Genomic DNA, 26,054 nt, shown 5'->3' with positions numbered 1-26,054 from the left:
AGGTGCCCTAATGACAACTGAATCTACCCTCAGCTTTGTTCTCCATGACGTTGCCCGTTTGATGCGAAAACGTTTCGAGCGATTGACTCGTGCAGCCGGCCTAACGCGCGCTCAATGGCAAGTTCTATCCAAACTGTCCATGCATGAGGGCATTTACCAAAAAGGTCTGGCCGATCTGCTGGAAGTCGAGCCTGTCACTCTGGTACGCCTGCTGGACAAAATGCAGGCGCGCGGTTTGATTGAGCGTCGCAACCACCCCACTGACCGTCGTTTTTTCTTGTTGTTCCTAACCCCGAGTGCCCACCCGCTGCTGCAGTTCATGCGCTCCATTGGCGAGCAGACGCGACTGGAGGCCATGGCAGACTTCTCCCCTCAGGAGTATGACCAATTGCAGCAGTACCTAGAGCGTATGCGTGAACATTTGCTGACGGCTTGCAGCCTGCCCCCGGACGAAGCCACAGCAGGCTAGGTGCAACGGGAATCCACCAAGCACCCATCCGTAGGCGCCCTGGATCGGTCGGTCATATTTCAAAGCGAAAACGTCCTACCGCCAGATTCAGCTCATCGGACAGCTCCCGCAAAGAAACCACGGCTCCGGAGACTTGATGAGTGATCGCATCGCCCTCGCCGGCCATGCGCGCGATGTGCTCGACGTTCGCAGTGATGCCCCGCCCACCCTCGCTCTGCACACTCGCCGCGTCCGCAATCTGGTCCACCCCGCGCGTGGAATCACCGACCAGTTCCGCTGCCTGTTGTAGCGTACTTTCCAACTCAGTCAACAATCGGCCGCTATCATCCAACGCCACCGTGCCGGCGCGCAGGGCTTCGTCGACAACCTCAGACTGACTCTCCAGCTTCACGGTCAGTTCGTTGATCGAATTAGCGGCCGTCGCAGAGCGTTGTGCCAAGTTGCGCACCTCGTCGGCCACCACACTGAAACCGCGTCCGCTCTCTCCTGCCCGCGCCGCCTCGATCGCCGCATTGAGGGCCAACATACTGGTCTGTGCGGAAAGATCCTTGACCTGAGCGATGCTCGTAGTGATCGCCGTCGTGCTCTCGACGAAGTCGCCCACCGAGCCGCGGATCGCTGAGAACGCAAGGCGCACGCTGTCGATCTTCTGAAGCAGTCGTGCCAGTGCCAGGTGTCCATCTTGCGCACCACGCAAACTGGCTTCGGCACAACTGCGCAGGCTCTCTGCATGACGGGAGATTGCTGCAATCCCGTCGCTCATCTGCTCGATGGTCATCGAAACCGCACCCACCGCACCGGCCTGTGCGGTAGAGCTTTCGGCCACCCGAGCAGAGGTTTCCACAAGTTCCTCCGCCGACGCGCCAACCGATGCCGCAACGCCGGCTACCTTGCGCATGGCCTGCTGGAAGCTATCAATGAGCTCGTTGAATGCCTGGGCGGTATGGGCAACCTCATCTCGCCCCATGACCCGCACACGTCGGGTCAGGTCGCCGTCGCGCAAGTCGATCGACGCCTGCTCGATTTCCCGGATGGGCCGGATGATCTGTGAACGCAATAACAGACTGACCACCACAGCCAGTATGCTGGCGACCAGCAATACCACGACCAGCATCTGCGATACCTGTCGTTGCGTGGCACCGGCCTCGGCAAAGGCGCCAGAGGTCAGCTCCGCCTGCAGCCCCAGAAGGCGGCTGAATTGGCCTTGTAGCCCATTGTTATCGGCGCGCGCCCTTCCGAGCAGCGAAGCAGCCTGTATCTGATCGCTCAGGGCGGTGCGCTTGAAATCGGCAAGGCCCTCGCCAACGACCGCGGCCTGTTCCTGCACGGCCTGGTAGAGGGCTTTCTCCTCGTCACCCAGGCGCGTCTCACGGGCTACCTTGTCCAGCCCCACGCGCATATCGTCGACACTGGCCTGCATGTCTTCCAGATAGGACTCAAGGTCTTCAGCAGAAGCTTGCCCGTTGGATTCGAGAATTCGCGCGCCTGCCGCATAAGCGCCGACCATCGCCGCCTGCGAGGCGGCCGAGGTTTCCAATACCTGGCGATACTGCTGAAAGCGCAACTGGTCTATTTCCTCAATCACCGCTTGCTGCTTGGCAAGCCCCCGGTAGGCCAGACCGGAGACAACCAGGAGAGCGAGCATGAATAACCCGGGCAACACGAGGAGTTTGCCGCCGATAGAAAGGCCTTTGAGAAGTGACATGATGGGTACCGTTTTTGTTTTTATAGGGACATGACTGGGCAGGCAACTCTCCCGCCTAATTCTTTATACAGTATTTAATTCTTCTTTCAGAATAAAAATAACTATTTGCCCCCCATCAATGACCGGTTCCAGCGAGCGCGCACGCGCATCGACGCCTCATCACCTCACATGCCGGCCAAGGCGCATGGCTCATTCAGAACGAACCCGAAACCGCGCCCGATATCGCCCCGGACTCTCCCCCGTCCACTTCTTGAACGCCCGATGAAACGCACTCGACTCCTGAAATCCCAACTGCTCGGCAATCTCGCTGATGTTCGCCTTGCTCTGGCGCAACCATTCAAACGCCAGCGCGCGCCGCACTTCATCTTTGATTTCCTGATACGAACAACCTTCACGTCCTAACTTCCGGCGAAACGTGCTGGGACTCAGGTGCTGCTCCAGGGCGAAGGCCTGCAAGGTCGGCCATTCGCTGTAATGGCTGTGGCGCAGGCGTTGATGAACCTGCGACGCCAGCCCATGTTGGTTGCGAAAGCGGATCACCAGCCATTGCGGTGCGGTGCGCAAAAAAACTTTCAGCGAGGCAAGGTCTTGGACTACGGGCAAGCGCAGGTAATGACTGGCGAACTCGATTTCGGTGCGCTCGGCACCAAAGGTCAAGTTGGCTCCCCAAAGCAACGCATCATCACGCAACGACAAGCGCTGATGACGAAAGTCTGCCCGATCGATAGGAATGCGTCGCCCGCCCAGCCAGCACAGCAGACTGATCATCAACACCAGGAACGTTTCTTCTCCCAACCGGCTGACCTCACTGTCCTGCGAACCGCTCTGCAAGCTGATCACCGCACGTTTGCCACGCACAGTTAGCGTGCCGCGATAATCACCTAGGAACAGGGCAAAATTGGCCAGGCACTGACGCATGGCTTTCTCCAACGTCGGCTCCTGAATCAATGCCCTACATATCAAGGCAAAACTGCCCGGCGGCATGCCATGGGCGTCCAATTGAAAAAACTCGTCGTTCAGCTCACGAATCTGCACCAGCCACAACGCGGCGAAGGCCTTGGCCGGTACCCGTGCTGTCGGTTGACCCAGCAATGCCGGATCGATGCCCACCTGTTCCAGTATTGAACGCAGACGCTGCGGTTTCTCACGCAGCGCATGGATCATGGGGAACATGAAGTAAGCCGCCACCGAATCCGTTTCCCGCATTTGAATGCCTCTCTCACATCTGAATATGGCAAAAAACGCCATCACCCTTGAACAGTTCTGGCATAGGCCAGTGGCGCTGCTGATTCTAAACTCGTGTCCAACATAAAAGACCTGCTTAGAGGGCAACATGAAGCATTCCGATATTTTTGTCGTGAGCGCCGTCCGTTCTGCCATTGGCAGCTTTGGCGGCTCGCTCAAGGACGTGCCGCCTATTGACTTGGCAACCGAGGTTTCCCGCGCCGCTATCGAACGGTCAGGCCTGGCGCCCGAACACATCGGCCATGCGGTGATGGGACATGTGATCCCGACCGAGGCACGTGATGCCTACATCTCTCGGGCTGTCGCAATGAATGCCGGCCTGACGAAAGAAACCCCCGCCTTCAACGTCAACCGCCTTTGCGGTTCGGGTCTCCAGGCCATTGTCAGTGCCGCGCAAAGCTTGATGCTCGGAGACGCGGGTGCTGCGCTGGCCGGTGGCGTCGAGTCCATGAGCCGGGGGGCGTATTTGTTGCCGCAGGCGCGCTGGGGGGCACGAATGGGCAACGTGCTGGCCATCGACTATATGCTTGGGGTATTACAGGACCCATTTGCCGGTTTCCATATGGGTATCACTGCTGAAAATATCGCCGAGCACTATGGCATCACGCGTCAGACCCAGGATGAACTGGCGCTTCTGAGCCAGCAGCGGGCTGCCCGGGCGATTGCCGAAGGGCGTTTTTCCGGGCAAATCGTGCCGATCGAAGTCGCGACCCGCAAAGGGCCTGTTTCGTTTGCGACGGATGAGCACGTACGGGCCGAGGTCGACGCCGAGCAATTGAGTCGCATGAAGCCGGCCTTCAAGAAGGATGGCAGCGTCACCGCTGGCAACGCGTCTGGCCTCAATGATGGTGCCGGCGCACTGATCCTGGCCACGGGCCAGACTGTTCACGAACAAGGCCTCAAGCCCCTGGCGCGACTGGTAGGTTATGCCCACGCCGGCGTTGAACCTTCGATGATGGGGTTGGGACCGATTCCCGCCACCCGCCTGGTGCTCGAACGTGCCGGCCTGAGCGTCGCCGACCTCGATGTAATCGAGGCCAACGAAGCCTTTGCCGCCCAGGCCTGTGCCGTAGCGCAAGAACTGGGCTTCGATCCGCAGAAGGTCAACCCCAACGGGTCGGGCATCTCGCTGGGCCATCCTGTGGGCGCCACTGGCGCGATCATTGCCACCAAAGCCATTCACGAACTGCATCGCTGTCAAGGCCGTTATGCCCTGGCGACCATGTGTATTGGCGGCGGCCAAGGCATCGCCGTGTTGTTCGAACGGGTTTGATAAGGAAATACGCATGACTCTTCAGAATATAGGCGTCATCGGCGCCGGCACCATGGGCAATGGCATCGCGCAGGTCTGCGCCCTGGCTGGTTTCAATGTGACCTTGATTGACATATCCGAGGGTGCCTTGCAAAAGGCAGTCGCAACCGTCAATAAAAACCTTGATCGACAGGTTTCCAAAAACACCCTGACACATGAGCAAAAGCTCGCGGCTCTCGACAGGATACGCACCAGTACTGAATACCACAGCCTGCAAAACGCGCAACTGGTGATCGAGGCCGCCACCGAAAACCTCGACCTGAAACTGCGCGTGCTACAACAAATCGCCGCGCAGGTCAGCGCCGAATGTGTAATCGCCTCCAATACCTCATCGCTGTCCATTACCCAATTAGCTGCCAGTGTGAGCCGGCCTGAACGCTTCATCGGCCTGCACTTTTTTAACCCAGTGCCGGTAATGGGCCTGATCGAAGTGATACGCGGTCTGCAAACCAGCGATGCTACCCGTGCCCTGGCGCTGGAAATGGCATCCACGCTCGGCAAGACCGCGATCACCGCTGCCAACCGTCCGGGTTTCGTGGTCAACCGGATCCTGGTGCCAATGATCAATGAAGCAATCCTGGTGCTTCAGGAAGGCTTGGCCAGCGCCGAAGATATCGACGTGGGCATGCGCCTGGGCTGCAACCAGCCAATCGGCCCGCTGGCGCTGGCGGACCTGATCGGCCTGGATACCCTACTCGCTATCCTTGAAGCGTTCTACGATGGTTTCAACGACAGCAAATACCGCCCCGCGCCACTGCTCAAGGAGATGGTTGCCGCCGGTTACCTGGGACGCAAAACAGGGCGTGGCTTCCATGCCTATGCCTGAGCGTTGCTCGCGCTTCGCCGAGTATCGGGACAAGGTGCTGGAGCTTTTTGCCAGCAAAGGGTTCGGTCAGGTCGGCATGCGAGAGCTTGCCACGTGCCTGGGGCTGTCCCCAGGCTCGCTGTATCACCACTACCCCAGCAAACAACACTTGCTGCTCGACCTGATCGAAGAATTTTACGAAGAGCTGCTGGCAACCCTGGCGCGCATCAAGCAAACGGCTACGACAAAACGCGACAGGCTCAAGCCATTGATCCGCGCCCACCAGGATCTACATCGGGAGATGCCTTGGCATTTTCGCCTGGTGGAGCGTGACAGCGGTTGTTTGAATGAAGAACAGCAAGAACGGGTCCGACAACTTCGCGAACAGTACGAACGCCAACTGCTAATGATGCTCGGTGTCCGCTCCCGACTCAGTGAACAGGGCCGAGCCGTCGGTCATGCCATTGCCACGCTGCTTAACAGCGCGCCCGGTTGGCTGACGCACTATTCGCTGGAGGAACGAGAGCACGATAGTCTGATAGAAAACCTGGTGAGTGGCGCCATCGAGAGGTCGCTGGCATCTGGCAATAAGCCTGGCCTTGGTTTCAAAAAACACCCCCAGGAAACTCATACCCCCGCCGCAGTCCAGAAAACTTATTCGGAGCTCCACTGCAGGAAGACATCGTAGCAGAGGGCAGTTGTTGGGAGCAGGCGCGGCTCCTGTGAACACTGCCCTAGTCTGCACTCGTTTCAAAAACTCCCCTCGATACTAGCAGGCGCAGATCCCCGATGCCCCCTCTCCCAAACATGTGAATCAATTGATCGGCGTAACGAACCGATATTTGAATCCGAACGGCTCGCGCCGCGGAAACGCCTAGCGAAACACTTTTGCTACTTACAGTGGGGTGGTTATGCCCGCAAATCTGCTAAAAGAACAACCGAACGTTGCGTACCGAGCTATGGGTGAAGACTATATTCATCGAACGTATGTAGCTCAACGCTGCAAGAAAGCCAACTGGCTATGATCAGGTAACAAACGCATCAATCGTTACCAACATCAATAGTTGAAATTCTTACTATTTTTTTCTCATGCCCCCATGATGGTCCGAACACTACAATAGTGGCCAGGAACGGACCGTACGTACCTGGGGATAGTATAAAGTTTTTAATCTATTGACACCGGGGCTGGACGAAAGAAAAATGATGGATTCGACGTATAATTTATTCTAGGAGTCCATGATTTACAGGAATAGGAGGTTCCTTCGGTGTACATATCTCAAAGCTGTAACCCACTGGCACAGGTATTCTATCGCCCCATCGATGCAGCAATACGTTGGTGCAACTTAATGGCCTACGAGACGCAGATTCTCGAGGTAGCCTGGCGATCACCTACCATGCTCAGGTCTGCCTTCCCACAATGGCCATGTCTGTACGCAAACACTGAGAAAATTTTCGATGCTATTCGTCATGGAGAACTTCCCTACGGCTGCCTCGGCATACAGGTAGCCATTGGGACTCGCGTCGAGTGCACTCAAGTAACCATCCGCCACGCTGATCTTAAACTTTGGATGTCTCGCTTTCACCCTGAACAAAAGCCAGCTTTCCTTTTCGATCAACCATTGAACCAGAACGGAACAATCAGCATTGGTACCTACTTGGCTCTACAAGCCGATCGTGATGCTTTGCAACTACAGGTGAGGAGTACAGAAACAGCTTATCAACAACTGTTGAGTGAACTTGAAGCTGTCGGTTTGGAAAAGGAGAACATCGAGCATCTCATCAAAATTAACGGCAAAGTAAGCGACCGAAGTGAGGCCACTTACCTCCACATCATCGGAGCGATGCTCAGTCTACTGCTCGGTCACTCTCCCTCAGGAAAACCTCATTCAGTTTTCCGTTCCCAAGCCGCCATTGTCGACGCACTGACCGCCCATTATGACAAGCTGCCAGGCATATCCAAGCGAAATCTGGATGAGAAATTTGCTGCTGCCAAACGCAGCCTCTCGGAGCGCTAGGGCAGATTGCGCTGCAATCGCTGTAGTTGCAGCGCAATGACGCCAACCCGTTTCAACGATTCAATTCAGGTCACGTCTTATCACGCGCCAATCGACGCCAGGAGTGACCATTATGTCCAGCCAGTCCTTCCCCATCGCTAAGCATCAACCACAAGTCGAACGCCATATTATGCGGCGTGAAGAGGTGGAGCAAAAAACCGGCTTCAAGCGCGCGCACATTTACAGCTTGATGAAGGAGGGCAAATTCCCACAAGCCAAGCGCATTGGATTGCGTGCTGTGGGATGGGACTCAATGGAGATCGAGCGATGGGTCACCGATCGCTTGGCGCAGCAGCGCTGATGTTACGCGCGAGGTGTCGGTGGCTTCCACTAAAGGTGGAACAGGTAAACCCACGGTTGCCGTCAACCTCGATAGCCACGTGTGAGGAGGCTCAATGAAACGAATTACCAAGCGGGTGTTTCTCGCCCGGCCATATTGTTTGACCGGCCTCGACGCCAATAGCATTGGCAAGGATCTCTTCGATGTTAGATAAACTACCCATCGTCGTTCAGCCATCCGATTGGCTGCCCCCTCCGCCGTCCGAAGAGTATTGCACCGTGGTATTTCACCTGCAGGGCGGACGCTCTACCATGGGATCGTTCCTAACAGAACTTTCCAGTCACTTCGAAGATGCGCGGACTCTCAAGATCGTCAAATTCGAGGTCGGTGACCATTTGCGCAACCGGCGCTAACTGAGACTATTCAAATGAAGAAGCTCAGTCAGGAGGAGGTCGCCGACAAACTGCACCAGAACCATTTTCCTCGAGGTCCAGAACTGGAGCGACTCTCCGATCCGGTCGTCGACACTCCCATGCTGGTCACACTGGAGCAGTTACGACCCTACGAACACAACCCACGCTTCATCCGTAATCCGCTTTTTGACGATATTAAAGCCTCCATCCGTGAACGCGGGCTGGATCAACCACCGCCGATTACCCGCCGCCCGGGTGGGACCTATTTCATTATCCGCAACGGCGGTAATACGCGGTTGGCAATTCTCGGCGAGCTGTGGCAGGAAACCCGCGACGAGCGCTTCTTTCGCATTCATTGTCTGTTTCGGCCTTGGAGCAATGAAGTCACCACCCTGCTCGGCCATCTGGCCGAAAGCGATCTGCACGGTCAACTCACCTTCATCGAACGGGCTCTGGCGGTGGCCAAACTCAAAACCATGATCGAATCAGACGGAGCGACACTCTCGCAACGTGAGCTGGCGCGACGTATTGCCGCTGGGGGTTACCCAATTTCACAGTCGCACATCAGCCGGATGCTCGACACCCTCGAACATCTCCTGCCCGCCATTCCACAGACCCTGTATGCCGGATTGGGTAAACCCAAAATTGAACGCTTGATCGCTCTGCGTAGCCAGGCTGAACGAACCTGGAATCGTTACCCAACCGACATCATTTCGTTCCCCGAGTTTTGGCTCGACACCTTGGGGCAATTTGATGCCGATCCCGAATCTTTCCACCTTGAGCAAATCAAGGATGAACTGCTCGAACGCATGAGCCGCCTACTCGGCCAGTCCTACCGCATGTTGGCCTTGGAGTTGAGCTCCACACAACGGCCTGGCGTTGTCAGCACTTCCTTAGAGAACAGCCATCTGCCAAGCATTGATGAAGCCGCAGCAGGACCTCCCTCCTCCGAGTCCCGCCCCCCATCAACTGAAACCGGAACCCGGGCCGAAACAGCGCCAGAGGAGCAGCTCACGCTGCCCGAAACGAATGTCGCATCAGCAGTCAGCCCTCGGTCACGTGTCCAACAAATTCGCGAACAGATTGAACGCGACACTGCCCCCGAACCAGCACCGACCGTCGAAACCTGCATGATCGACGACCTCTGGATCATCGCACCAACACTGGATACCCCCGAGCAGCTGCGTTTAGCCATTGCTGGGCTGGCTCGGGAACTGGCGACCTATGCCGGGTATCCCGAGAGCGTCAGCGATCAGCAGCGCGACTTGGGCTTCGCCCTGAACATCGACCAACTTGATCTTGCAGCGCCCCGCGCGACCGGCGTTCACCTATTGCTCCTGGCCCTGCTGCGCGCTCAAGACAAAGTGAACTGGGAAGATCGTAAGCAATTGCCCTCAGCCTTGTTCGGACAACTGCTATTGGGGGTCTATCAACTCCCGCTGACAGATCGTCCCGCCATGGACGTAGGACTGGAGCGACTGCCCGACAGTCTGTTAATCAAACTGTATCGTCTCATTCGCTTAGCCCGGCGCCTGATCGACTTATCGCTTTCCGCTGAAGTCGATTCACCAAGGGAGGAGCCATGAACCTGTCCTTCAACGTGCTCAACCAGGCCATGCTGACTCAGGTCCTTCACGAGTTGCGCCTGGGTAACCTGCAACGCTGCAAAGCACTCGGGCTGGGTGAGGAGGACATTTACTTATTGCAATCCTTACCGCCTACCACGCTGTCACGCCTAGCCCACGCCACCGTCCCCTGGGTTGAGATCAAAATTGATTCGCCGGTGCTACATCGCTTGATCGACCAGGCCGAACGCGACGAACAGAACGAGCGCCTGATCAACCGAGCGCTCAAGCTCGGTGCCAGCAGTACCATCATGTATCAGTGCTTCGGCTTGGCGCATTCGGAGACCGCCCTGCGCCGACGGCTGCTCAAGATAGAACCCCGTAAGGGCCGGCCCCAGAGCTTGAGCGAAGCGCAGGAACATGCGCTCTGGCAGCGTTGGTGCCAGCTACGCGCTGAGGACGATGCTGAGGATCAGCTCGACGCCATGATGATGTTGGCGGAGGAGCAACAAATCAGCTTGACCATCGTTTGGCAGCAGATCGACCATTACAGCAACGGAACATGAACACTACCCCTTCCAGTCGCTGGCAACGTGTTCTGCAGCAATGCACCCAACAACTAAGTGAACGTTGGCCCGCACGCCCCACCACTGAACATCCTTCCAACCAGGCCCTGCAGGCGGGCTTTTTGTTCAGTGGCCAATCTAACGAAGTCGTGCCACGTCGACTGCTGCTGGATAGTCGGCTAACGCCATTGGAACGGAATGCCTGGCAAGTCTTTCGACTCATGCTGCAAGGCCAGGGCGTGGTCACGCCGCGCTATGAAGATCTGCAACCTTACTTGTCGAGCGTGCCCTACGGTGCGTCAGCCTCTCGTGAAACCATCGCTCGCGTTTTGACGATGCTCCGGCTGACCCGCTGGCTCAGCTTGGTAAGTCGTGGCCGCGATCAGCTCAGCGGGCGCCTACAAGGTTCTCTGTACGTCCTGCACGATGAACCGTTAACCCCCGCCGAAGCCATGGAGGTGGATCAGGATTATCTGGAGCTGGTCGGCCATGCCCTCTCTCACGCGACCAAGGCTGTGCGAATTGTCGCTCGGCATGTTTTGGAAGAAATTCGTCAGGACACCGATATCGATTTGGGTCGGCTCCCCACCCGACTCGACAGTTGGGGCGACCATTGGACAAAACAAGGATTGGATCAGACGACCGATGAAGCGTTACACGATTCCGAACGGGGTGGCGATCACCGCGTTCGGAATCATGCGGGACCTCGTTCGGATTCCGAGCCGGGTCTGAACGCCCATGTTTCCGGCACCGTTCGGAATGCGAATGCCGCCTGTACTGTATTAAAAGAAAGTATATGTACTGTACCGCGCGCGACCCCAGCAGTGGATAACCTGCACTGGCCTGATCCGCTGCACCTGAGTCCGAGCGAGCGGCAGGCCGTCACCGTGACGCTGAACAAGCTAAAACCAGCGGATCGGCAGGCGGTGCTCAACGAAGCGGCCGCGCGGTGTGCGGCAGGACGCGTCCGCAAACCGTCGGCGTATCTGATGGGCCTGATCCAGCGGGCGCTGAAAGGCGATTTCCGCCCTTGGGCAGGTCAGGCTGAATCGTTACCCATTGCGGAACCGCCACCCGCTCCCCCGCGCCAGCTTAGGAAAAAGGGCGAGCCCGCCTCTGCCCTCGCCCAAGCGTGCCTGGATGAACTGCGCCAGCTGCGCAGCAAACGCTCTGGACATCAGTAGATTTGATGCCACTGGCATCATTGTCGAGCGTCTCGAAGATTGGCCGTTTCGAAGCAAACCGAACAGACCGCATTCAGCTTTTTGGCTGTCCTTGACCATCATCTGTCGCAACGTTCCCGTCCAAGCCTATGCGAGGACAACACCGTGGCCGATCACTATCAGCTCAACTTGGGTTCTTTGCGCAGCAGCATCACGCTGACCCTGCACACGCACCACGCCGCCAGGATCTGGCAAGGCCGAACCGCACGCGAAGGCGTCCACTCGATTATGGGTATGGCCGGCTACATCAGCGTCACTAACCTGATCAAACAAGCCGCAGCGCAGGACGATCCTTACGCCGACTGGGCGATCGTGCAGCTCGAAGAAAAATTGATGCAGGCCAAGGCTGGGATGCTGGAACTGACCCAGCAGTTGGACCGGATCAGACAGGACCTGCCGACGCAGATCGACATGAGCGACAACCTCAATATCCACCCAGTCACCTTACCCTTGTACATCGGCAGCCAACTGGGATTTCTCGCCGTCTACCTGCTGACTGACTACGACACGCTGGTGCGCCACACCCTGTTGGCCCATCACACCGCCTTGATTGGTCGCCGAGACATGGAAGCCTGGATCGACGATGGTGCCCATTTGCTGCGCAGCCTGTTTGGCCAGGCGCAGCGCTATCGACTTGCAGGAGTCACACGCGATGACATGGCCACAAACAATGCTCGCGGTCTGGCAGCCATAGAGAAGTTTGGATTGCCCCCCACGGACATCCTTGAGGGACATCGCCGCTCCCAGTTCGCGCCGCCCATCATTCGTCGTGGTGCTGTGGCGGTGGATGACGCGGACGCGTTGGCGGAGAACGCGGCAGAGCCATCTGCGACAGTCGATGAGCCGGAGGACGAAGCATGAAGCCCTTTATCTCGACTCAGCCAATCCCCCTCGAAACACTCACACCGGATGCCTATCGACAGCTCGAACATTCTGCCTCCCTAAAAAGCCTTTTAAAACCTTTTAAGGGTAAGGGGGAGCTGGAATACCTGGCGCAGGTGGCGAGGGAAACCGAGGCGCAGTTACGTCGTCTGATGGAGGCTGTGGTGCAGCAAGCCGGACAACCGCCTTACTCGTTGCTGGATATTCGATTGGTGCTGCAGAACACCAGTGCGGGCAGCACCTTTTTGCGATGGCGCACCCGCGACTTTGCCCGCATGGGCGTTGCGGCCTGGGAACGCCAGGTCTCCAACAAGGCTTTGCCCCAAGCCGTACGCGAGGGATTGCACCGTTTCGAATGCGAGCGCATTGCACTGAACTTGCAGATGAGCGTGGTGCATTCGCTCTACCGTCAGGCTTCAACCTGCGCGATCAAAATGGCCAGCGCCGAACGGCTGCTGCGCCAGTCCACACCAGCAGCGGAGATATCACGATGAGTACTTTTTTCGTCGGCGAAGGCAACATCGGCAGCGCGCCAGAGTTCCAGGAGTTCCCGTCAGGCAATGACGAGCCACGGCGTTTGCTGCGCCTGAATGTGTACTTCGACAACCCCGTGCCACGCGATGGCAGCTATGAGGATCGAGGCGGCTATTGGGCGCCGGTCGAGCTCTGGCACCGCGAGGCTGAACACTGGAGCACGCTGTACCAGAAAGGCATGCGTGTGTTGGTAGAGGGCCGCACCGTGCGCGATGAGTGGGAGGACAGTGAAGACAATGCGCGGGTCACCTTCAAGATCGAGGCGCGTCGTGTCGGCATCCTGCCTCATCGCGTGCAGAACGTGGCCATGCGGGAGCGCTCCAGTGAACCAGCCCAACCTGCGGCTCACGTCGGGCAGGCTACAGACCACGCCAGCTCGCCTGCGTCGAAGTCCAAAAAGCGCAGAGGGCAGCCACCATCGGCATGACGGACTTGAGGCATAAAAGTTGCGCCTTTGCGCGAAGTTCCTGGTCTGTCATTACTCGCTGCTCGTGAAGCACTGTCGTTCACATGACTACCAGGTAGTAGCCCACCCCCAATCAAGACCGCCCTCACCGACTAATATGAGGAGCCTGCCATTCAGGTTTCTCATAGCTTGCCACTGCTGTTTCCAACAACGCTGCTCCGAACTCAACCCGGAGCAGTTCTATGCGTCTCTTTCTCTGCGAGAAACCCTCCCAAGGTCGTGACATCGCCAAGGTTCTCGGAGCCAGCCGACGTGGCGATGGTTGCTTGATCGGACGCGAGACAACCGTCACCTGGTGTATCGGTCACCTGCTGGAAACGGCCCCACCTGAAGCCTATGGCGATCAGTACAAAACCTGGTCGTTGGACCACCTACCGATCATTCCCGCGCAGTGGAGGGTTGAGGTCAAACCCAAGACTGTCGCGCAGTTCAAAATCATCAAACAGCTGCTCAGCGAAGCTACCACCGTCGTCATCGCCACCGACGCCGATCGCGAAGGTGAAATGATTGCCCGCGAGTTACTAGAGCTCTGCAACTATCGTGGTTCTGTTGAGCGCCTCTGGTTATCCGCACTCAACGAGGCGTCGATTCGCAAAGCACTGTCCTCGCTGAAGTCTAGTCAGGAGACCTTCCCGCTCTATCACTCAGCCCTCGCCCGCAGCCGCGCCGATTGGCTGATTGGTATGAACCTCAGTCGTTTGTTTACCCTCCTAGGACGGCGGGCGGGCTATGACGGCGTGCTGTCGGTTGGACGCGTCCAAACGCCCACTTTGCGCTTGGTGGTTGAACGAGACCGCGCGATTGCCAGCTTCGTTTCTGTGCCGTATTGGGTGGTGGATGTGCACCTGTCTTCAATGGGGCAACCCTTCATCGCGTCGTGGATACCGCCCAGCTCAGGACGTGACGAAGCCGGTCGCTGCCTGCAGCAGGCGCTTGCCAGACAGACCGTCCAAGCGATTTTTAACAGCAAGACCGCCACCGTAGTCTCGCTGCAGACTGAGCATTTCCGCGAAGCGCCACCCCTGCCCTTCGATCTAAGCACACTGCAAGAAGTCTGTTCACGCAAGTTGGGACTCGGCGCTCAGGAAACCCTGAACATCGCCCAAGCCTTATATGAAACCCACAAAGCCACCAGCTATCCGCGCAGCGATTGCCGCTATTTGCCAGAGAGCATGTTCAACGAGGTCGCCGCGGTATTCGATGCCCTGTTTAAAATGGATCCCGCGTTACGCCCAGCGCTCGGAAGCGTCGATCGATCATTGCGCTCACGAGCATGGAACGATGCCAAGATCACCGCGCACCACGCCATCGTCCCCACCACTGAGCCGGCGAACCTTGGGCGGATGTCTGAACAAGAGCGCCAAGTCTACGAATTGATTCGTAGCCACTACCTAGCGCAATTTCTGCCGCATCACGAGTTTGATCGAACCGAGGTCGAACTGGAGTGCGGCGCCGAGCGTTTGACTGCTGTTGGCAAACGGATCCTCGTCCAAGGCTGGAAAGGCTTGCTCTCCGACAGCACCGAAGACGATGAACCCAGTCAAAAATCCCAGGTGTTGCCCGCTCTACAACAGGGTGTGAAGTGCACAGTGGACAACGTCGAACTCAAATCCATGCGCACCGCTGCGCCCAAACCGCTCACCGAGGGCGATCTTATTAAGGCAATGAAAAATGTGGCCAAGCTGGTCAACGATCCACGCCTGAAACAGAAACTTCGGGACACCACCGGTATCGGCACCGAAGCCACACGTGCCGGTATCATTAAGGGGTTGATTGATCGCGGTTATTTGTTGAAGAAAAAACGAGCTTTGATGGCCTCCGCAGCGGCCCATACCCTGATCGAGGCGGTGCCCGCTGCAGTCGCGGATCCGGGTATGACAGCAATCTGGGAGCAGGCTCTGGATGAAATCGAAGCGGGACGTCTGACCTTGGATGCATTCGTTGCCAAGCAGGCGCACTGGATTACGCAGCTGATCGCAAACTGCGGAGCGCTCACTTTGTCGGTACCGGTCGAAGCCGGGCCTGTCTGCCCCATTTGCAAGGCCTCAATGCTCCGGCGGAAGGGAAAACCAGGGCCGTTCTGGTCATGCTCCCAGTACCCGGACTGCAAAGGCACTGTGCCGATCAGCAAAGGTACGCGTCGTCCATGAGGCGCCATTGGCGTTCACATGAACCCCGGGGGTGTTGTCAGTGCATCATCAACGGCGCCTGATCCTTCTCCAACTCGTCTAGCGGTCGTCCGATTTCACGGGCCAAGGCGATGCCTGTCGCGACCCATATTTGCCCCAGTTCGTTGAACGCTTTCAGGTGAGCAGGATCTTCGTTGAGCCAATGAACAAGGCTGTCGAGGTGTGCGGGGTTATCAGGGCAATCATGGATCTTGATGAACAGCTCCAGTGTTCGATCCCAGATCAAGTCCATGTCGTTCTCGCGCTGCTCATCCATGCTCAACCTTTCCTCCATTTGGTCCTATCAGACCGCTCAGTCTTACTGGTCACTACGGGCTCTGATTCCTGAAGGAACACATGTCACGTCGCGACAAACAGGTATTTCAGTCAATATAACAACCCTATAAGTCGATACACAACCGTTAAGGATGTTCATGTCAACGGGTCTTTGCTCAACCATTCGGGTTGAATTGGAGAACTCATCACTTGGCATATAAACATCCAACCCAAGCCCAAATCGGGCGCATGATCGCGAAGCACCGCACTCAGCGTAATCTGACCCAGGAAGAGGTGGCTGAGCGCCTGGGGATCGGCAGCGAAGCCATTTCGCGCCTTGAGCGGGGTGTGGTGGAGCTTTCCGTGGTCAAGCTGATGCAACTGGCGGACATCTTCGATTGCCGGATGGATGAACTGCTGACGGAGTCGAGCAATCGCCCCAACGACCAGGGCCAGATGATCGCGGGCCTGCTGAGCGGCCTGCAAGAAAGCGACCGTGCCTTTATCCTCACGACCGTCGAACAGCTGGCCGCTCATCTCAGTAGCAAATAACCGCTTCGTCCACTGGCTTGACGTCGTCACACCCGCTCTGCTGTAGTGCCTCAGGATCATCGCTTACGGCGACCCAAGACCGATTCGCTCCGGGTAGCTCGGTCGGACTCCCTGAGTTCGGAGCCTTCTCTTCTGCGGAATTTCATTCCCGCTTCGTGCTCGACCTGATCGTTGTGGCGGATGACCGCTGTTGCCTCTGCCAGGCATCAGCGGTCATCCGCTACGGCGATCGCATTCAGTCCCGGAGCCCGCCGGGGAAACACTGGGCACCCTTTGTGCGCGGATGCGTGCCAGCGTATTCCGACCCAGGCCACGATAAGGGTCGGTTGGCGAATCGAGATGCAGTTAAAGCAAGTTTTGCGAGGAGCTTCTCGACTGCAAAGTTCGCCAAAGGTGGTTTTTCTCTTCCTCGCCTGGCACCCCACCAGGCCCACTTTTCACTTTCGTCCGTCCAGTGTTTGCCACTGTATTCCGGCCATAAAAAAACGGCTTGGGGTATCTTGACGCGCCCCTATGACAGGCTTATACAAAAGGTGTGGTTCGCTGTCGTTGACAGCCCAGGTAGCTTGAACCTTCAAGGCTACGCCACGCTCGTGGTGGTTTACCCAAGTGCGATCAGCATTCGGAGGCTCGCACGATTACCGCGTCAGCGGTGATGAATGCCCACTACCCTAGGTCCGCAGACCTGCTGCGGATTTCTCCTCTGCTGCACCTCTATTCTCCAGGCGCATCGAACTGATGGTCATCGGCTCGCCGGTGCCGTGTCGTTCATCGCTTGCCTTCACCTTACCCACCCTGACGGGGCTCACTTTCCCGTCAGGGGCTGTGCGTCGCCGTTTTTCCTTGAAAGGAGAACCACCATGGCCCACGCCAACCAATCCCAAGAAGCAACTACTTACTTCAATCTGCACACCGTCGGCATCGGCTACCTCAACCGTGTTCGCGAAGTACAAGTCCGCCGCGGCCAGCCGTTCATGGCCTGCGATATCGCCGCCCTGCACGGTGCCACGGATGCGGTCGAATACACTCGCTTCGACTGCAAAGTCGCTGGAGGCGAAGCTGAACGCTTGATCCGCCTCTATATGGATGCAGTCAATGCCGAGAAAAAGGTTTTGCTGTCATTCCGTATCGGCGACCTGTGGATTGACCCATTTCTCTATGAGAAAGGCGCTAAACAAGGCCAACCGGGCGCCAGCCTGAAAGGTCGTTTGCTGTACATCGACTGGATCAAGGTCAACGGCACGTACGAATACAAAGCGCCTGCCAGGCAGGAGGCAACAGCACCTGCTGAGCCAGCGCCAACCAGTGAGCCATCCTCCACGTCAGCTGATGCCGACGCTGAAGATACCGACAACCCAAAGGAATCCAGGATTGAACCTGAATCTCCATCCACTCCCCGCACGGCCCGCCGTGACGCCACACGTACTGTTCAGCCCGCCTGAACAGTCCACGTTGTTTTACATCAAGGCGCTCAATCGAGCGCCTTTTCTTCAGTCCGCACAGGAGAACCAACATGGAATCCTTCTGGCTTTGCGACGACTGCCTCTTCGCTACGGCTTACGAGGACTACAGCACGTTATCGCTCTACTACATGACGGATGAGATCGAGAAACGCATCGCCGGCCTCGATCTTGGGCTGGTTCGGCTAATGCCCATCAGTGCCGACTTCGACCCCGAAACTGGCCGTGGCATAAGAACCTTCTCCCCATTGCCCTGCGACGGTTGCGATTCACACCTGCATGGACAACGCCACCGATTCTCTCGGCTGTAAACAGCGCGTCATCGCGCAATGCCCGTCATTCTATATCCACCTCGGGGACACCACTCCCCTCGGGTGTGTACCCCCCGGATTGTTCCCTTCGGAGGTACCCCATGAGCACCCAACTCACCCTGATTGAAGCCTCGGATGTCGAGGCTGATCGTATCGCCCAGGAAAACCAGCTGATCAACGAGGCGCTGCACATTCTGGATCGCCGACTGTTCACCCGCGGCCCGAACCTGACGTCACCTGACACCGTGGCCTCATACCTAAAACTGCATATTGCACCCCAAGAGCATGAGGTTTTCGGTGTGATTTTTCTCGATGCTCGCCATCGCGTTCTGGCATTCGAGATCCTCTTTCACGGAAGCATCGATGGCGCCAGCGTTTACCCCCGCCAGGTCGTCAAGCGCTCCCTAGCGCATAACGCAGCAGCTGCCATTTTCTGCCACAACCACCCCTCCGGTTGCACGGAACCCAGCCTGGCGGATCGCGCCTTGACCGCACGGTTGAAAGAGGCCTTGGACTTGATTGAAGTGCACTTATTGGATCACTTCATCGTCGGTGAAGGTCGTCCTCTCTCTCTTGCCGAGCATGGCTGGCTTTAACCCCCCCCAAAGGCGTCTACGGACGCCTTATTCATTTCCCTTCTGGAGAATCCTCATGAACCCAACACCCCAACCCTTAGCTCTGCCGGAAACCTCGAATCCATTTGCTCGCGGCTACGACAAACTGCATATCAAACGACTGCTACAGATCACTTACGCAAATGACTGCCCTCCCTGCTTTCGCCCCGTACACGACGCACAAGCCCATCTGCTCGATGATGCGTTAGAACTATTTCCCTGCCTGTTCAATGACGACGTGGCTCTGATCAGCGAGGGTCAGTCCATTCCGGATGAATTGGATGAACGCTTCCAGTCCACCGGGCTGGTACAGCAAGTGATCTATGACGTGACTGGCGAAATGCTCAACGAGCGACATCACGTCGGTGATCTGTACTCCTTGGAAGAAGCCCAAGCCTTGGTCCATCGTTTGAGCTTCGACACAGGACATTACAGCCGAACCTGGGAGCTCAGTACCGCACACCTCACTGACGAAGCACTACGCCACTTGGCAAGCCGGGTTGGCAATTTCGACTCCAAGCCAACCGGACTGCTGTTTGAACCCTTTGCCCTGCCAGACTGCAATGGCATCGGATGTAAGCTGATCGGGACGCCCTGGACCGACGATAACTTGGTGAAGATCGAGGGCAATCCTTACTCTTCGCTGAGGCAAGAGCAGCTCGACGCAGATACGCCGGAGGCCTTGATCAACGTGCTGTATCTGGCGGCATTGGCGGATGTGAGGTTGTTGATTTTCGACCCCGACGCTGCCGTCTTGGATGGGCTAGCCATTTTTGATCAGTAGTAATGCCTTCAGCGTTAACGCGACTCGCCTTGAATCGACTTTCTCACTGCTTGGCTCCTTCACCTCATGTCAGGTTCTGCACTGAATCTGACATGAGGTTTTTTCCATGGAGCGTTTTTTCACGCCTGTCTGCCTGCTGGGCTTGTTGAGTGCTTGCACCGCGCAAATCCCAACCCCATTGCCGACTCATCCAGAGATTGACGGTGGCTCCAATCGGCCTCAGTTATCGAGGAGCCCAGCCGACGAAAACCATCCGTCAGAGCTCCGCTATGGCCGCTATACGCTGGTCAGCACCGACCCCACCACGGAACAACGTGATCTTCTCGCTCAAATCGTTGACGTGAGCATTCCGTCCCACCTGAATTCTTCGGTACAGGAAGCGATGCACTACGTGCTGCTGCGCTCGGGTTATTCGCTCTGTCCTGCCGAAGAGCCAGTGAAAATACTGTTTACCCGGCCTCTGCCCGCCGCCCATTACCGGCTCGACCCAATCTCATTACGCAGCGCGCTCCAAGTGCTGGCTGGCCCCGCCTGGCAACTCACGACCGATGAAGTTAGCCGTTCGGTCTGCTTCGAACCGCAGAAAAATAGCGGCACGGTGCGGGTCACGCCAACCTCGTCCCATCAGTCGGAGGCTCGTCCATGAAAGCCTCAACATTTCAAACTCTCATTGTCGGCTCACTTTGCCTGGCGGTCTTCGGGCTAAGTGGTGGCTTGTATTACCAGTATCAACGCATGACCGAGCTGGAAAATGCGAACGCCCAACGCGCACAGACCCTGGATACCCTGCAACGTGATTCAAGCACCCTCTTGGATGCCCAGGAAAAGCTGCAGTACGCACTGAAAGACCTGAAGCAGATGGTCGATACCGGTGAGCAACAGGCCAATACCCTCGATCCGATGTTGGATCAATGGGCGCAAGAGATACAGGAGCTACGCGACGGTCTGGCAGACCGTGCCACCGAAGCCGACATGATCGCGCTACGCGCACGACTTGAGCACGTCGAACAGCAACTCCTGGACCTCAAAAGCCAGCCACCATTCCCACCACCGACGCACTCCTCGGCCAAGCCGAAAAAAACCGCTCAGCCCAAGCCTGCCCCGCTCCTGCCGCCATTTTCAGTGTTGAGCGTCGAGTACCGCGGTGGGGAGCGCTTTCTGGCTGTCGCACCTCCTGACAGTCGCTCGCTCAATGATATCCAGTTGCTGCACAACGGCGAGCAGTTCGGCACATGGCAACTGAAGGTGCTGGAGCCGAACGCGGCCATCTTCGCGGTGATCAATCACTCAGACCAGACCGTGCACCTTCCTTGAGAAACGATCATGAACAGAGCGCTGCTGCCCGCCGTCGTTTGTCTCGTTTCACTGTTTAGCACGGGCGCTGCGATGAGCAACCCTATCACGGCACCGTCACAGAACCGGGACACACAGTCCATTCCCTTGGAGCGCTCGCACTCTGAACAAGCTGCAAGCTGGGGTCTCACGGAGCAGGAGTGGACACGCTTCGAAAAAATTCAAGCCGGCCCGCGCGGTTTCTGGAGCCCGAGCCTCGACCCATTGACCGCGCTTGGGGTAGAGGCAGAGACCGACCAAGAGCGCCAGCGCTATGCCGAATTGCAGGTAGCGCTGGAAGCCAAACGTGCCGAGCGCGAGTTGGCTTACCAAAACGCCTACACCGCAGCTTGGGCCAAGCTGTTTCCTGGACTGTTGCCGATTCAGGGTATGGCATCCCCGCCCGCTGCTAGCTCACCGGTAGAGCCCCGCCGTGCTCTGTTTGTCGAAGACCATTGCCCTGCGTGCACCGCTGAAGCGCAGCGTCTGCAAAGCAGTGATACAGCGTTCGATATCTACCTGGTGGGTAGCCATGGTGAGGATGAACATGTCCGTGGCTGGGCGCGGCAAGCAGGCATTGATGCGAGCAAGGTCCAACACCGGCAAATCACCCTGAACCATGATCGCGGGCGCTGGTTCAGCCTGGGAGCCCCGAGACCATTACCCGTCACATTTCAGCAGGTGAACGGACAATGGCAACGTCTCGATTGATTGCTATTGCGCTCCTGCTGACGGTGCACGCCGTCCGGGCAGACGAACTTCCGCCTCCGGCTTATCAACTGGCAGCGCATGACGCCAACGTTCCTTCCACGGTGTTGTTCGCGATTGCCCTGCAGGAGAGTGGCGCCCGCCTCCGTGGTCGACTGCTGCCCTGGCCCTGGACGCTGAATATTGCCGGTAGCCCTTACCGTTTCGCCAATCATCAGACCGCCTGTCACGCCTTGCTTCAGGCGCTTGCTCGGTATGACGCCAAGCGCGTCGATGCCGGGCTTGGGCAAATCAACCTGCGTTATCACGGACAGCATTTTTCCAGTCCCTGCGAAGCCCTTGAACCCTACCGCAATCTGGCCGTGACTGCCGCGCTGCTGCAAGAACATCACACCGTTACCGGTGATTGGGTGTCAGCTGCTGGCCGCTATCACCGCCCGGCAGGAGGAACGCCGGCCGCGCGTTACCGCGTCGGCTTTTCCCGACAACTCGAACGATTGCAGGTTTCCTCTAAAGAGGGCACACCACCATGAAGCGAATTCCCAGTGCGTATAACTTCGCCATGCTCTTGGCAGCGTTCGCCCAGCCGGTACTGTCGTTTGCAGAAGTTCACACTCGCCCCCAGTTTGAAGCTTCCACGCCGCCAATAAACAACAAGACCCAGCCTGCTCGGGCCATACATGCAGACCTATCTGCATTTGCCGATGAAACCTGGATACTGCCCGTGCGCAGCTCTCACTTGAGCCCAGGCCAAATCACAACTCGCACCCTGGACATGCCGGGCTTGCAGCCATTTTTCCTTGTCGGGGAGGATCCCCAATCGTTGGCTTGGCTGCATCAGCGTGCGACTGAACTGCAAGAAATGGGGGCAGCCGGCCTCGCCGTCGAAGTGACCGATACTGAAGCCCTGGCCCGAATTCGAGCAGCCGCGCCGGGCATCACCATCCTGCCGGTCAACGGGAACGACATCGCCTCTCGCCTGAAAATTAAGCACTACCCTGTCTTAATCACAGCCACCTCACTGGAACAGTGAGTCTGGGTCATGGCCGAGCATGCGATGGAGTCCAAACTCCGGCCCGCAGTCGAGCTGTATACCGTGGCGATCTGCGTCGCCGCGGTGGTGTTATGCGTGTACTCGCCCTGGGCCGTGGCCCTATCACCCGAGATCGGTCTGATTGCGGCTCTGGCCTATGCCCTGTTCGGTTTGATCCGCCTCCGACAAGCCTGGGAGGTGTTGCGCTATCGGCGCAATATCCGCCGGCTGCCTCGCTACGAGCTGACCAGCCGGCAGATTCCGGTGAGCGGCAAACGTCTGTTCATGGGCCGCGGCTTTCACTGGACCCGTCTGCACACACAGCGCTTGGTAGAGGCCCAGGATCCGGCGGTCGCTCACTATGTCGACCAACCGACCCATTACCGGCTGGCACGCGGACTCGAACGTCGCCTGGAACATGCACCGTTTCCGTTCTCGACACTGGCCCGTGTCACGGCTTGGGACAGCGCCTTCAATCCGTTGCGCCCTTTGCCCCCGGTCGGTGGCTCGCCGCTGTTGCATGGGGTCGAGCCCGACGAAACGGAAGTCAGCCTGCCGCTGGGCGAACGGGTCGGACACACACTGGTGCTGGGCACTACCCGTGTCGGCAAGACGCGACTCGCCGAGGTGTACATCACTCAGGACATTCATCGCATCGACCATGAGGTGGTCATCGTCTTCGATCCGAAGGGCGATGCCGACTTGCTCAAACGCATGTACGTTGAAGCCAAACGCGCCGGTCGGGAAAAGGAGTTCTATGTTTTCCATCTGGGCTGGCCGGAGATCTCCGCGCGCTACAATGCCGTGGGGCGTTTCGGACGTATTTCCGAGGTGGCATCACGCATCGCCGGGCAGCTCAGTGGAGAAGGTAACTCGGCGGCCTTCCGTGAGTTCGCCTGGCGCTTCGTCAACATCATCGCCCGCGCCCTGATCGAGTTGGGCCGACGTCCGGACTACCTGCAGATCCAACGGCATGTGGTCAACATCGATGCATTGTTCATCGAGTACGCCCAGCAGTTTTTCGCCAGAACCGATCCGAAAGCGTGGGAAGTGATCGTACAGCTTGAAGGCAAGCTCACCGAGAAAAATATTCCCCGGCATATGGTGGGACGCGAAAAGCGCGTGGTGGCCATCGAGCAGTACCTGGCAGTGAAACGGGTATTTGATCCGGTTCTGGACGGGCTGCGTTCGGCGGTACGCTACGACCGTACTTACTTCGACAAAATCGTGGCCTCGCTACTGCCGCTGCTGGAGAAACTCACCACAGGCAAGACCGCCCAGTTATTGGCTCCCAACTACACAGACCTGGATGACCCGCGGCCGATCTTCGACTGGATGCAAGTCATCCGAAAACGCGGCATTGTTTATGTCGGCCTCGATGCGCTGACCGATGCTGAGGTCGCTGCTGCCGTGGGCAACTCCATGTTCGCTGATTTAGTCTCGGTCGCCGGACACATCTACAAACACGGCATTGACCATGGCCTGCCCCAATCGGGCAACAACAGCAGCGCCAAGCTACCCATCAACCTGCACGCTGACGAGTTCAACGAGTTGATGGGCGATGAGTTCATCCCGCTGATCAATAAGGGTGGCGGTGCCGGCATCCAGGTGACGGCCTACACCCAGACCCTCAGCGATATCGAAGCGCGCATAGGTAACCGCGCCAAGGCCGGCCAAGTCATTGGTAATTTCAACACCCTGCAAATGCTCCGCGTGCGCGAAACCGCCACCGCTGAACTGCTCACCCAGCAATTGCCCAAGGTTAACGTGCTGACCAAAACCCTCGTGTCGGGCGCCACCGACACCTCCGATCCTGAGGCCAATACGGACTTCACCTCGTCCTCACAGGACCGTGTCAGCAGCACCAGCGTGCCGCTGATCGAGCCTGCGCACATCGTCAGCTTGCCCAAAGGGCAAATGTTTTCCTTCCAGGCCGGTGGCCAGCTCTGGAAAGTCCGCATGCCCTTACCAAAACCCTCCAACGACGACGCCATGCCCAAGGACCTGCAGGAGCTTACCCTGCGGATGCGGGCCACCTACAACGAGCAAGCGGGGCAATGGTGGAGCGCAAGCGGTGGCGGCCCAACAACCAACTTCGATCTGGATCAGGTGGGGTAGCCAGCCTCGCTCCAGGTTTTGATTCATCGGAAAACGATCCAGAAAACATCGTTACGACATTAGCCCTGCAACGCATTGGAGTGAGCGATGACGACTTACGCACCTAACACGCCGCCACAACCGATCCAGCACCCAGGATTAATCGTCTCGCTGATTGGCTTAGTTCTACGCATCATCGGTTTGCTGATCGCCTCGTTGCTATTCTCTATCCTCATCGAGTTCGCCGGTCTGCTGTTGTTCTGGAGCGACCAAGGTTGGCGACACAGCCAAGCCATGTTGAATAGCGAACTGGAATGGCTCAACGAGCACTTCAAAGCTTCACTCATCCTCCAACAACCCGGACCAACGATTGTCCAGTGGCTGGATTTCCTCAATCAGTGGCTGCTAGTCAAGACTGGCTTTGCGGATTTTGCCCGGCAAGCGCGGGTGTCAAGCCAGGGCAACGGCTTCTGGAGTTGGACCAATCAGCTCTACGTGAACATCGAAGATTTCGTGCTGGCTGCAGTGTATGTGACCTTTACCTTCGTGGTGCGCCTGACCACTCTGGTCCTGGCCACACCATTATTTTTGTTGGCGTCGTTCACCGGTTTTGTCGATGGCTTGATGCGCCGCGACCTACGCAAATTTGGAGCTGGGCGAGAAAGCAGTTTTGTCTATCACCGCGCTAAACGAGCAGTGATACCACTGCTGATCGCGCCTTGGGTCATTTACCTGTCCCTGCCCTTTCCACTCAATCCCATAGCTATTCTTTTGCCTTGCGCGGTAGTACTTGGAACGGCAGTAGCGATCACTGCGACGACGTTCAAAAAATATCTCTAGACGCTTAGCGAAGCTATTTTCCCATTAGCCCTACGCTTTCAACTCAAGCTGCCGAAACAAATTATATTTACAGCGGACGACTCAAAAACCAACGGAAGCAGGGCAGTAGATGAACGCACAGTCAAACGCTTCAGAAGAAGCGATCAGGGCACAAAACACTGAAGCACAAAATCAAAGTTCGATAGGTTACATTCAGGTTTTCTTGGGAATTCTGAATGATGGCAAGTGGTGGTTGAATCGCCCCGGGTTTCCTAGACACTCTCCAGGCTCGCTGCGTAACGCTTTTCAAACTCTACCGGTGACAGCTGATTGTTGAAACTGTGGCGTCGTTTTGGGTTGTAAAACATCTCGATGTAATCG

General features: G+C 57.4%; 29 protein-coding genes. 25 read left to right on the top strand and 4 right to left on the bottom strand.

Annotated features, from left to right (window positions below; translation table 11 throughout):
- Nucleotides 1–10: 10 nt before the first annotated feature.
- Complete coding sequence (locus ABX75_RS21885) at nt 11–469, top strand: MarR family winged helix-turn-helix transcriptional regulator (protein WP_039588814.1); 459 nt, start codon at nt 11–13, stop codon at nt 467–469.
- 52 nt (nt 470–521) lie between these two features.
- Here the strand turns inward: ABX75_RS21885 and ABX75_RS21880 are convergent, their stop codons facing one another.
- Both ABX75_RS21880 and ABX75_RS21875 read right to left on the bottom strand, forming a co-directional pair.
- Complete coding sequence (locus ABX75_RS21880) at nt 522–2,174, bottom strand: methyl-accepting chemotaxis protein (RefSeq protein ID WP_014338775.1); 1,653 nt, start codon at nt 2,172–2,174, stop codon at nt 522–524.
- Nucleotides 2,175–2,363: 189 nt separating this feature from the next.
- Nucleotides 2,364–3,380, bottom strand: a complete 1,017-nt coding sequence (locus tag ABX75_RS21875) for an AraC family transcriptional regulator (RefSeq protein WP_014338774.1) — start codon at nt 3,378–3,380, stop codon at nt 2,364–2,366.
- A gap of 127 nt (nt 3,381–3,507) precedes the next feature.
- Here ABX75_RS21875 and ABX75_RS21870 point away from each other — a divergent pair, with 127 nt between their 5' ends.
- The 12 genes from ABX75_RS21870 to ABX75_RS21810 all read left to right on the top strand — a co-directional run bounded on the left by ABX75_RS21870 (nt 3,508) and on the right by ABX75_RS21810 (nt 15,669).
- The gene (locus ABX75_RS21870) at nt 3,508–4,692 is read left to right on the top strand and encodes an acetyl-CoA C-acyltransferase family protein (protein ID WP_014338773.1); all 1,185 of its coding nucleotides are present in this window, start codon (nt 3,508–3,510) and stop codon (nt 4,690–4,692) included.
- Between the two features lie 13 nt (nt 4,693–4,705).
- On the top strand, nt 4,706–5,557 hold the full coding sequence (locus ABX75_RS21865; RefSeq protein ID WP_014338772.1) for a 3-hydroxybutyryl-CoA dehydrogenase: 852 nt from the start codon (nt 4,706–4,708) through the stop codon (nt 5,555–5,557).
- Nucleotides 5,544–6,224: a TetR/AcrR family transcriptional regulator gene (locus ABX75_RS21860; protein WP_080569988.1), complete on the top strand. Its 681-nt coding sequence runs from the start codon at nt 5,544–5,546 to the stop codon at nt 6,222–6,224. Before ABX75_RS21865 ends, ABX75_RS21860 begins: the two co-directional genes overlap by 14 nt.
- Nucleotides 6,225–6,801: 577 nt before the next feature.
- Nucleotides 6,802–7,551: a hypothetical protein gene (locus ABX75_RS21855; RefSeq protein WP_047882651.1), complete on the top strand. Its 750-nt coding sequence runs from the start codon at nt 6,802–6,804 to the stop codon at nt 7,549–7,551.
- A 112-nt stretch (nt 7,552–7,663) separates the two neighbouring features.
- Nucleotides 7,664–7,891 (top strand): AlpA family transcriptional regulator, encoded by a 228-nt coding sequence (locus tag ABX75_RS21850; protein WP_034113396.1) that lies wholly within the window; start codon nt 7,664–7,666, stop codon nt 7,889–7,891.
- Nucleotides 7,892–8,297: 406 nt separating this feature from the next.
- The gene (locus tag ABX75_RS21840; RefSeq protein ID WP_014338768.1) at nt 8,298–9,869 is read left to right on the top strand and encodes a ParB family protein; all 1,572 of its coding nucleotides are present in this window, start codon (nt 8,298–8,300) and stop codon (nt 9,867–9,869) included.
- Complete coding sequence (locus ABX75_RS21835; protein ID WP_039588660.1) at nt 9,866–10,414, top strand: DUF2857 domain-containing protein; 549 nt, start codon at nt 9,866–9,868, stop codon at nt 10,412–10,414. The genes ABX75_RS21840 and ABX75_RS21835 overlap by 4 nt, the downstream gene beginning before the upstream one ends.
- Nucleotides 10,411–11,598 (top strand): STY4528 family pathogenicity island replication protein, encoded by a 1,188-nt coding sequence (locus tag ABX75_RS21830; protein WP_047882650.1) that lies wholly within the window; start codon nt 10,411–10,413, stop codon nt 11,596–11,598. The genes ABX75_RS21835 and ABX75_RS21830 overlap by 4 nt, the downstream gene beginning before the upstream one ends.
- A 144-nt stretch (nt 11,599–11,742) precedes the next feature.
- A complete protein-coding gene (locus tag ABX75_RS21825; RefSeq protein ID WP_047882670.1) occupies nt 11,743–12,498 on the top strand; it encodes a PFL_4669 family integrating conjugative element protein in 756 nt (251 codons plus the stop codon).
- Complete coding sequence (locus tag ABX75_RS21820; RefSeq protein ID WP_047882649.1) at nt 12,495–13,013, top strand: DUF3158 family protein; 519 nt, start codon at nt 12,495–12,497, stop codon at nt 13,011–13,013. The genes ABX75_RS21825 and ABX75_RS21820 overlap by 4 nt, the downstream gene beginning before the upstream one ends.
- Entirely contained in the window at nt 13,010–13,480 is a 471-nt protein-coding gene (locus tag ABX75_RS21815; RefSeq protein WP_047882648.1) for a single-stranded DNA-binding protein, read from the top strand. Before ABX75_RS21820 ends, ABX75_RS21815 begins: the two co-directional genes overlap by 4 nt.
- Before the next feature lie 221 nt (nt 13,481–13,701).
- On the top strand, nt 13,702–15,669 hold the full coding sequence (locus ABX75_RS21810) for a DNA topoisomerase III (RefSeq protein WP_047882647.1): 1,968 nt from the start codon (nt 13,702–13,704) through the stop codon (nt 15,667–15,669).
- 37 nt (nt 15,670–15,706) lie between these two features.
- Here ABX75_RS21810 and ABX75_RS21805 read toward each other — a convergent pair whose 3' ends face one another.
- Entirely contained in the window at nt 15,707–15,964 is a 258-nt protein-coding gene (locus tag ABX75_RS21805) for a hypothetical protein (protein ID WP_047882669.1), read from the bottom strand.
- A 209-nt stretch (nt 15,965–16,173) separates the two neighbouring features.
- Here ABX75_RS21805 and ABX75_RS21800 point away from each other — a divergent pair, with 209 nt between their 5' ends.
- From ABX75_RS21800 to ABX75_RS21745, 12 genes are all read left to right on the top strand, one after another.
- A complete protein-coding gene (locus ABX75_RS21800) occupies nt 16,174–16,515 on the top strand; it encodes a helix-turn-helix domain-containing protein (RefSeq protein ID WP_047882646.1) in 342 nt (113 codons plus the stop codon).
- Nucleotides 16,516–17,375: 860 nt separating this feature from the next.
- On the top strand, nt 17,376–17,957 hold the full coding sequence (locus ABX75_RS21795; RefSeq protein ID WP_047882645.1) for an STY4534 family ICE replication protein: 582 nt from the start codon (nt 17,376–17,378) through the stop codon (nt 17,955–17,957).
- A 71-nt stretch (nt 17,958–18,028) separates the two neighbouring features.
- Nucleotides 18,029–18,286 (top strand): hypothetical protein, encoded by a 258-nt coding sequence (locus tag ABX75_RS21790; protein ID WP_047882644.1) that lies wholly within the window; start codon nt 18,029–18,031, stop codon nt 18,284–18,286.
- A gap of 101 nt (nt 18,287–18,387) precedes the next feature.
- Complete coding sequence (locus ABX75_RS21785) at nt 18,388–18,882, top strand: JAB domain-containing protein (protein ID WP_047882643.1); 495 nt, start codon at nt 18,388–18,390, stop codon at nt 18,880–18,882.
- A gap of 55 nt (nt 18,883–18,937) precedes the next feature.
- Complete coding sequence (locus tag ABX75_RS21780) at nt 18,938–19,684, top strand: hypothetical protein (RefSeq protein ID WP_047882642.1); 747 nt, start codon at nt 18,938–18,940, stop codon at nt 19,682–19,684.
- Nucleotides 19,685–19,790: 106 nt separating this feature from the next.
- On the top strand, nt 19,791–20,330 hold the full coding sequence (locus tag ABX75_RS28685; RefSeq protein ID WP_082136191.1) for a PilL N-terminal domain-containing protein: 540 nt from the start codon (nt 19,791–19,793) through the stop codon (nt 20,328–20,330).
- A complete protein-coding gene (locus ABX75_RS21770; protein ID WP_047882640.1) occupies nt 20,327–20,998 on the top strand; it encodes a chemotaxis protein in 672 nt (223 codons plus the stop codon). The genes ABX75_RS28685 and ABX75_RS21770 overlap by 4 nt, the downstream gene beginning before the upstream one ends.
- A gap of 9 nt (nt 20,999–21,007) precedes the next feature.
- Nucleotides 21,008–21,727: a TIGR03759 family integrating conjugative element protein gene (locus tag ABX75_RS21765; protein ID WP_034113418.1), complete on the top strand. Its 720-nt coding sequence runs from the start codon at nt 21,008–21,010 to the stop codon at nt 21,725–21,727.
- Nucleotides 21,709–22,257: a hypothetical protein gene (locus ABX75_RS21760; RefSeq protein WP_047882639.1), complete on the top strand. Its 549-nt coding sequence runs from the start codon at nt 21,709–21,711 to the stop codon at nt 22,255–22,257. Before ABX75_RS21765 ends, ABX75_RS21760 begins: the two co-directional genes overlap by 19 nt.
- On the top strand, nt 22,254–22,757 hold the full coding sequence (locus tag ABX75_RS21755) for an integrating conjugative element protein (protein WP_034113420.1): 504 nt from the start codon (nt 22,254–22,256) through the stop codon (nt 22,755–22,757). Before ABX75_RS21760 ends, ABX75_RS21755 begins: the two co-directional genes overlap by 4 nt.
- A gap of 9 nt (nt 22,758–22,766) precedes the next feature.
- Nucleotides 22,767–24,875, top strand: a complete 2,109-nt coding sequence (traD, locus tag ABX75_RS21750; protein ID WP_047882638.1) for a type IV conjugative transfer system coupling protein TraD — start codon at nt 22,767–22,769, stop codon at nt 24,873–24,875.
- An 87-nt stretch (nt 24,876–24,962) separates the two neighbouring features.
- Nucleotides 24,963–25,694 carry a TIGR03747 family integrating conjugative element membrane protein gene (locus ABX75_RS21745; protein WP_047882637.1) on the top strand — a complete coding sequence of 244 codons (732 nt, stop codon included), beginning with the start codon at nt 24,963–24,965 and terminating at the stop codon, nt 25,692–25,694.
- Between the two features lie 251 nt (nt 25,695–25,945).
- Here the strand turns inward: ABX75_RS21745 and ABX75_RS29205 are convergent.
- The coding region (locus ABX75_RS29205) for an IS3 family transposase (protein ID WP_138762977.1) at nt 25,946–26,054 on the bottom strand (109 nt) is incomplete at its 5' end.

This window comes from Pseudomonas sp. ARP3 (assembly GCF_001029595.1).
In the GTDB taxonomy this organism is placed as follows: domain Bacteria; phylum Pseudomonadota; class Gammaproteobacteria; order Pseudomonadales; family Pseudomonadaceae; genus Aquipseudomonas; species Aquipseudomonas rhodesiae.
The sequence above is the reverse complement of the archived record's forward strand: the minus strand, read 5'-3'. Positions and strand labels throughout refer to the sequence as shown.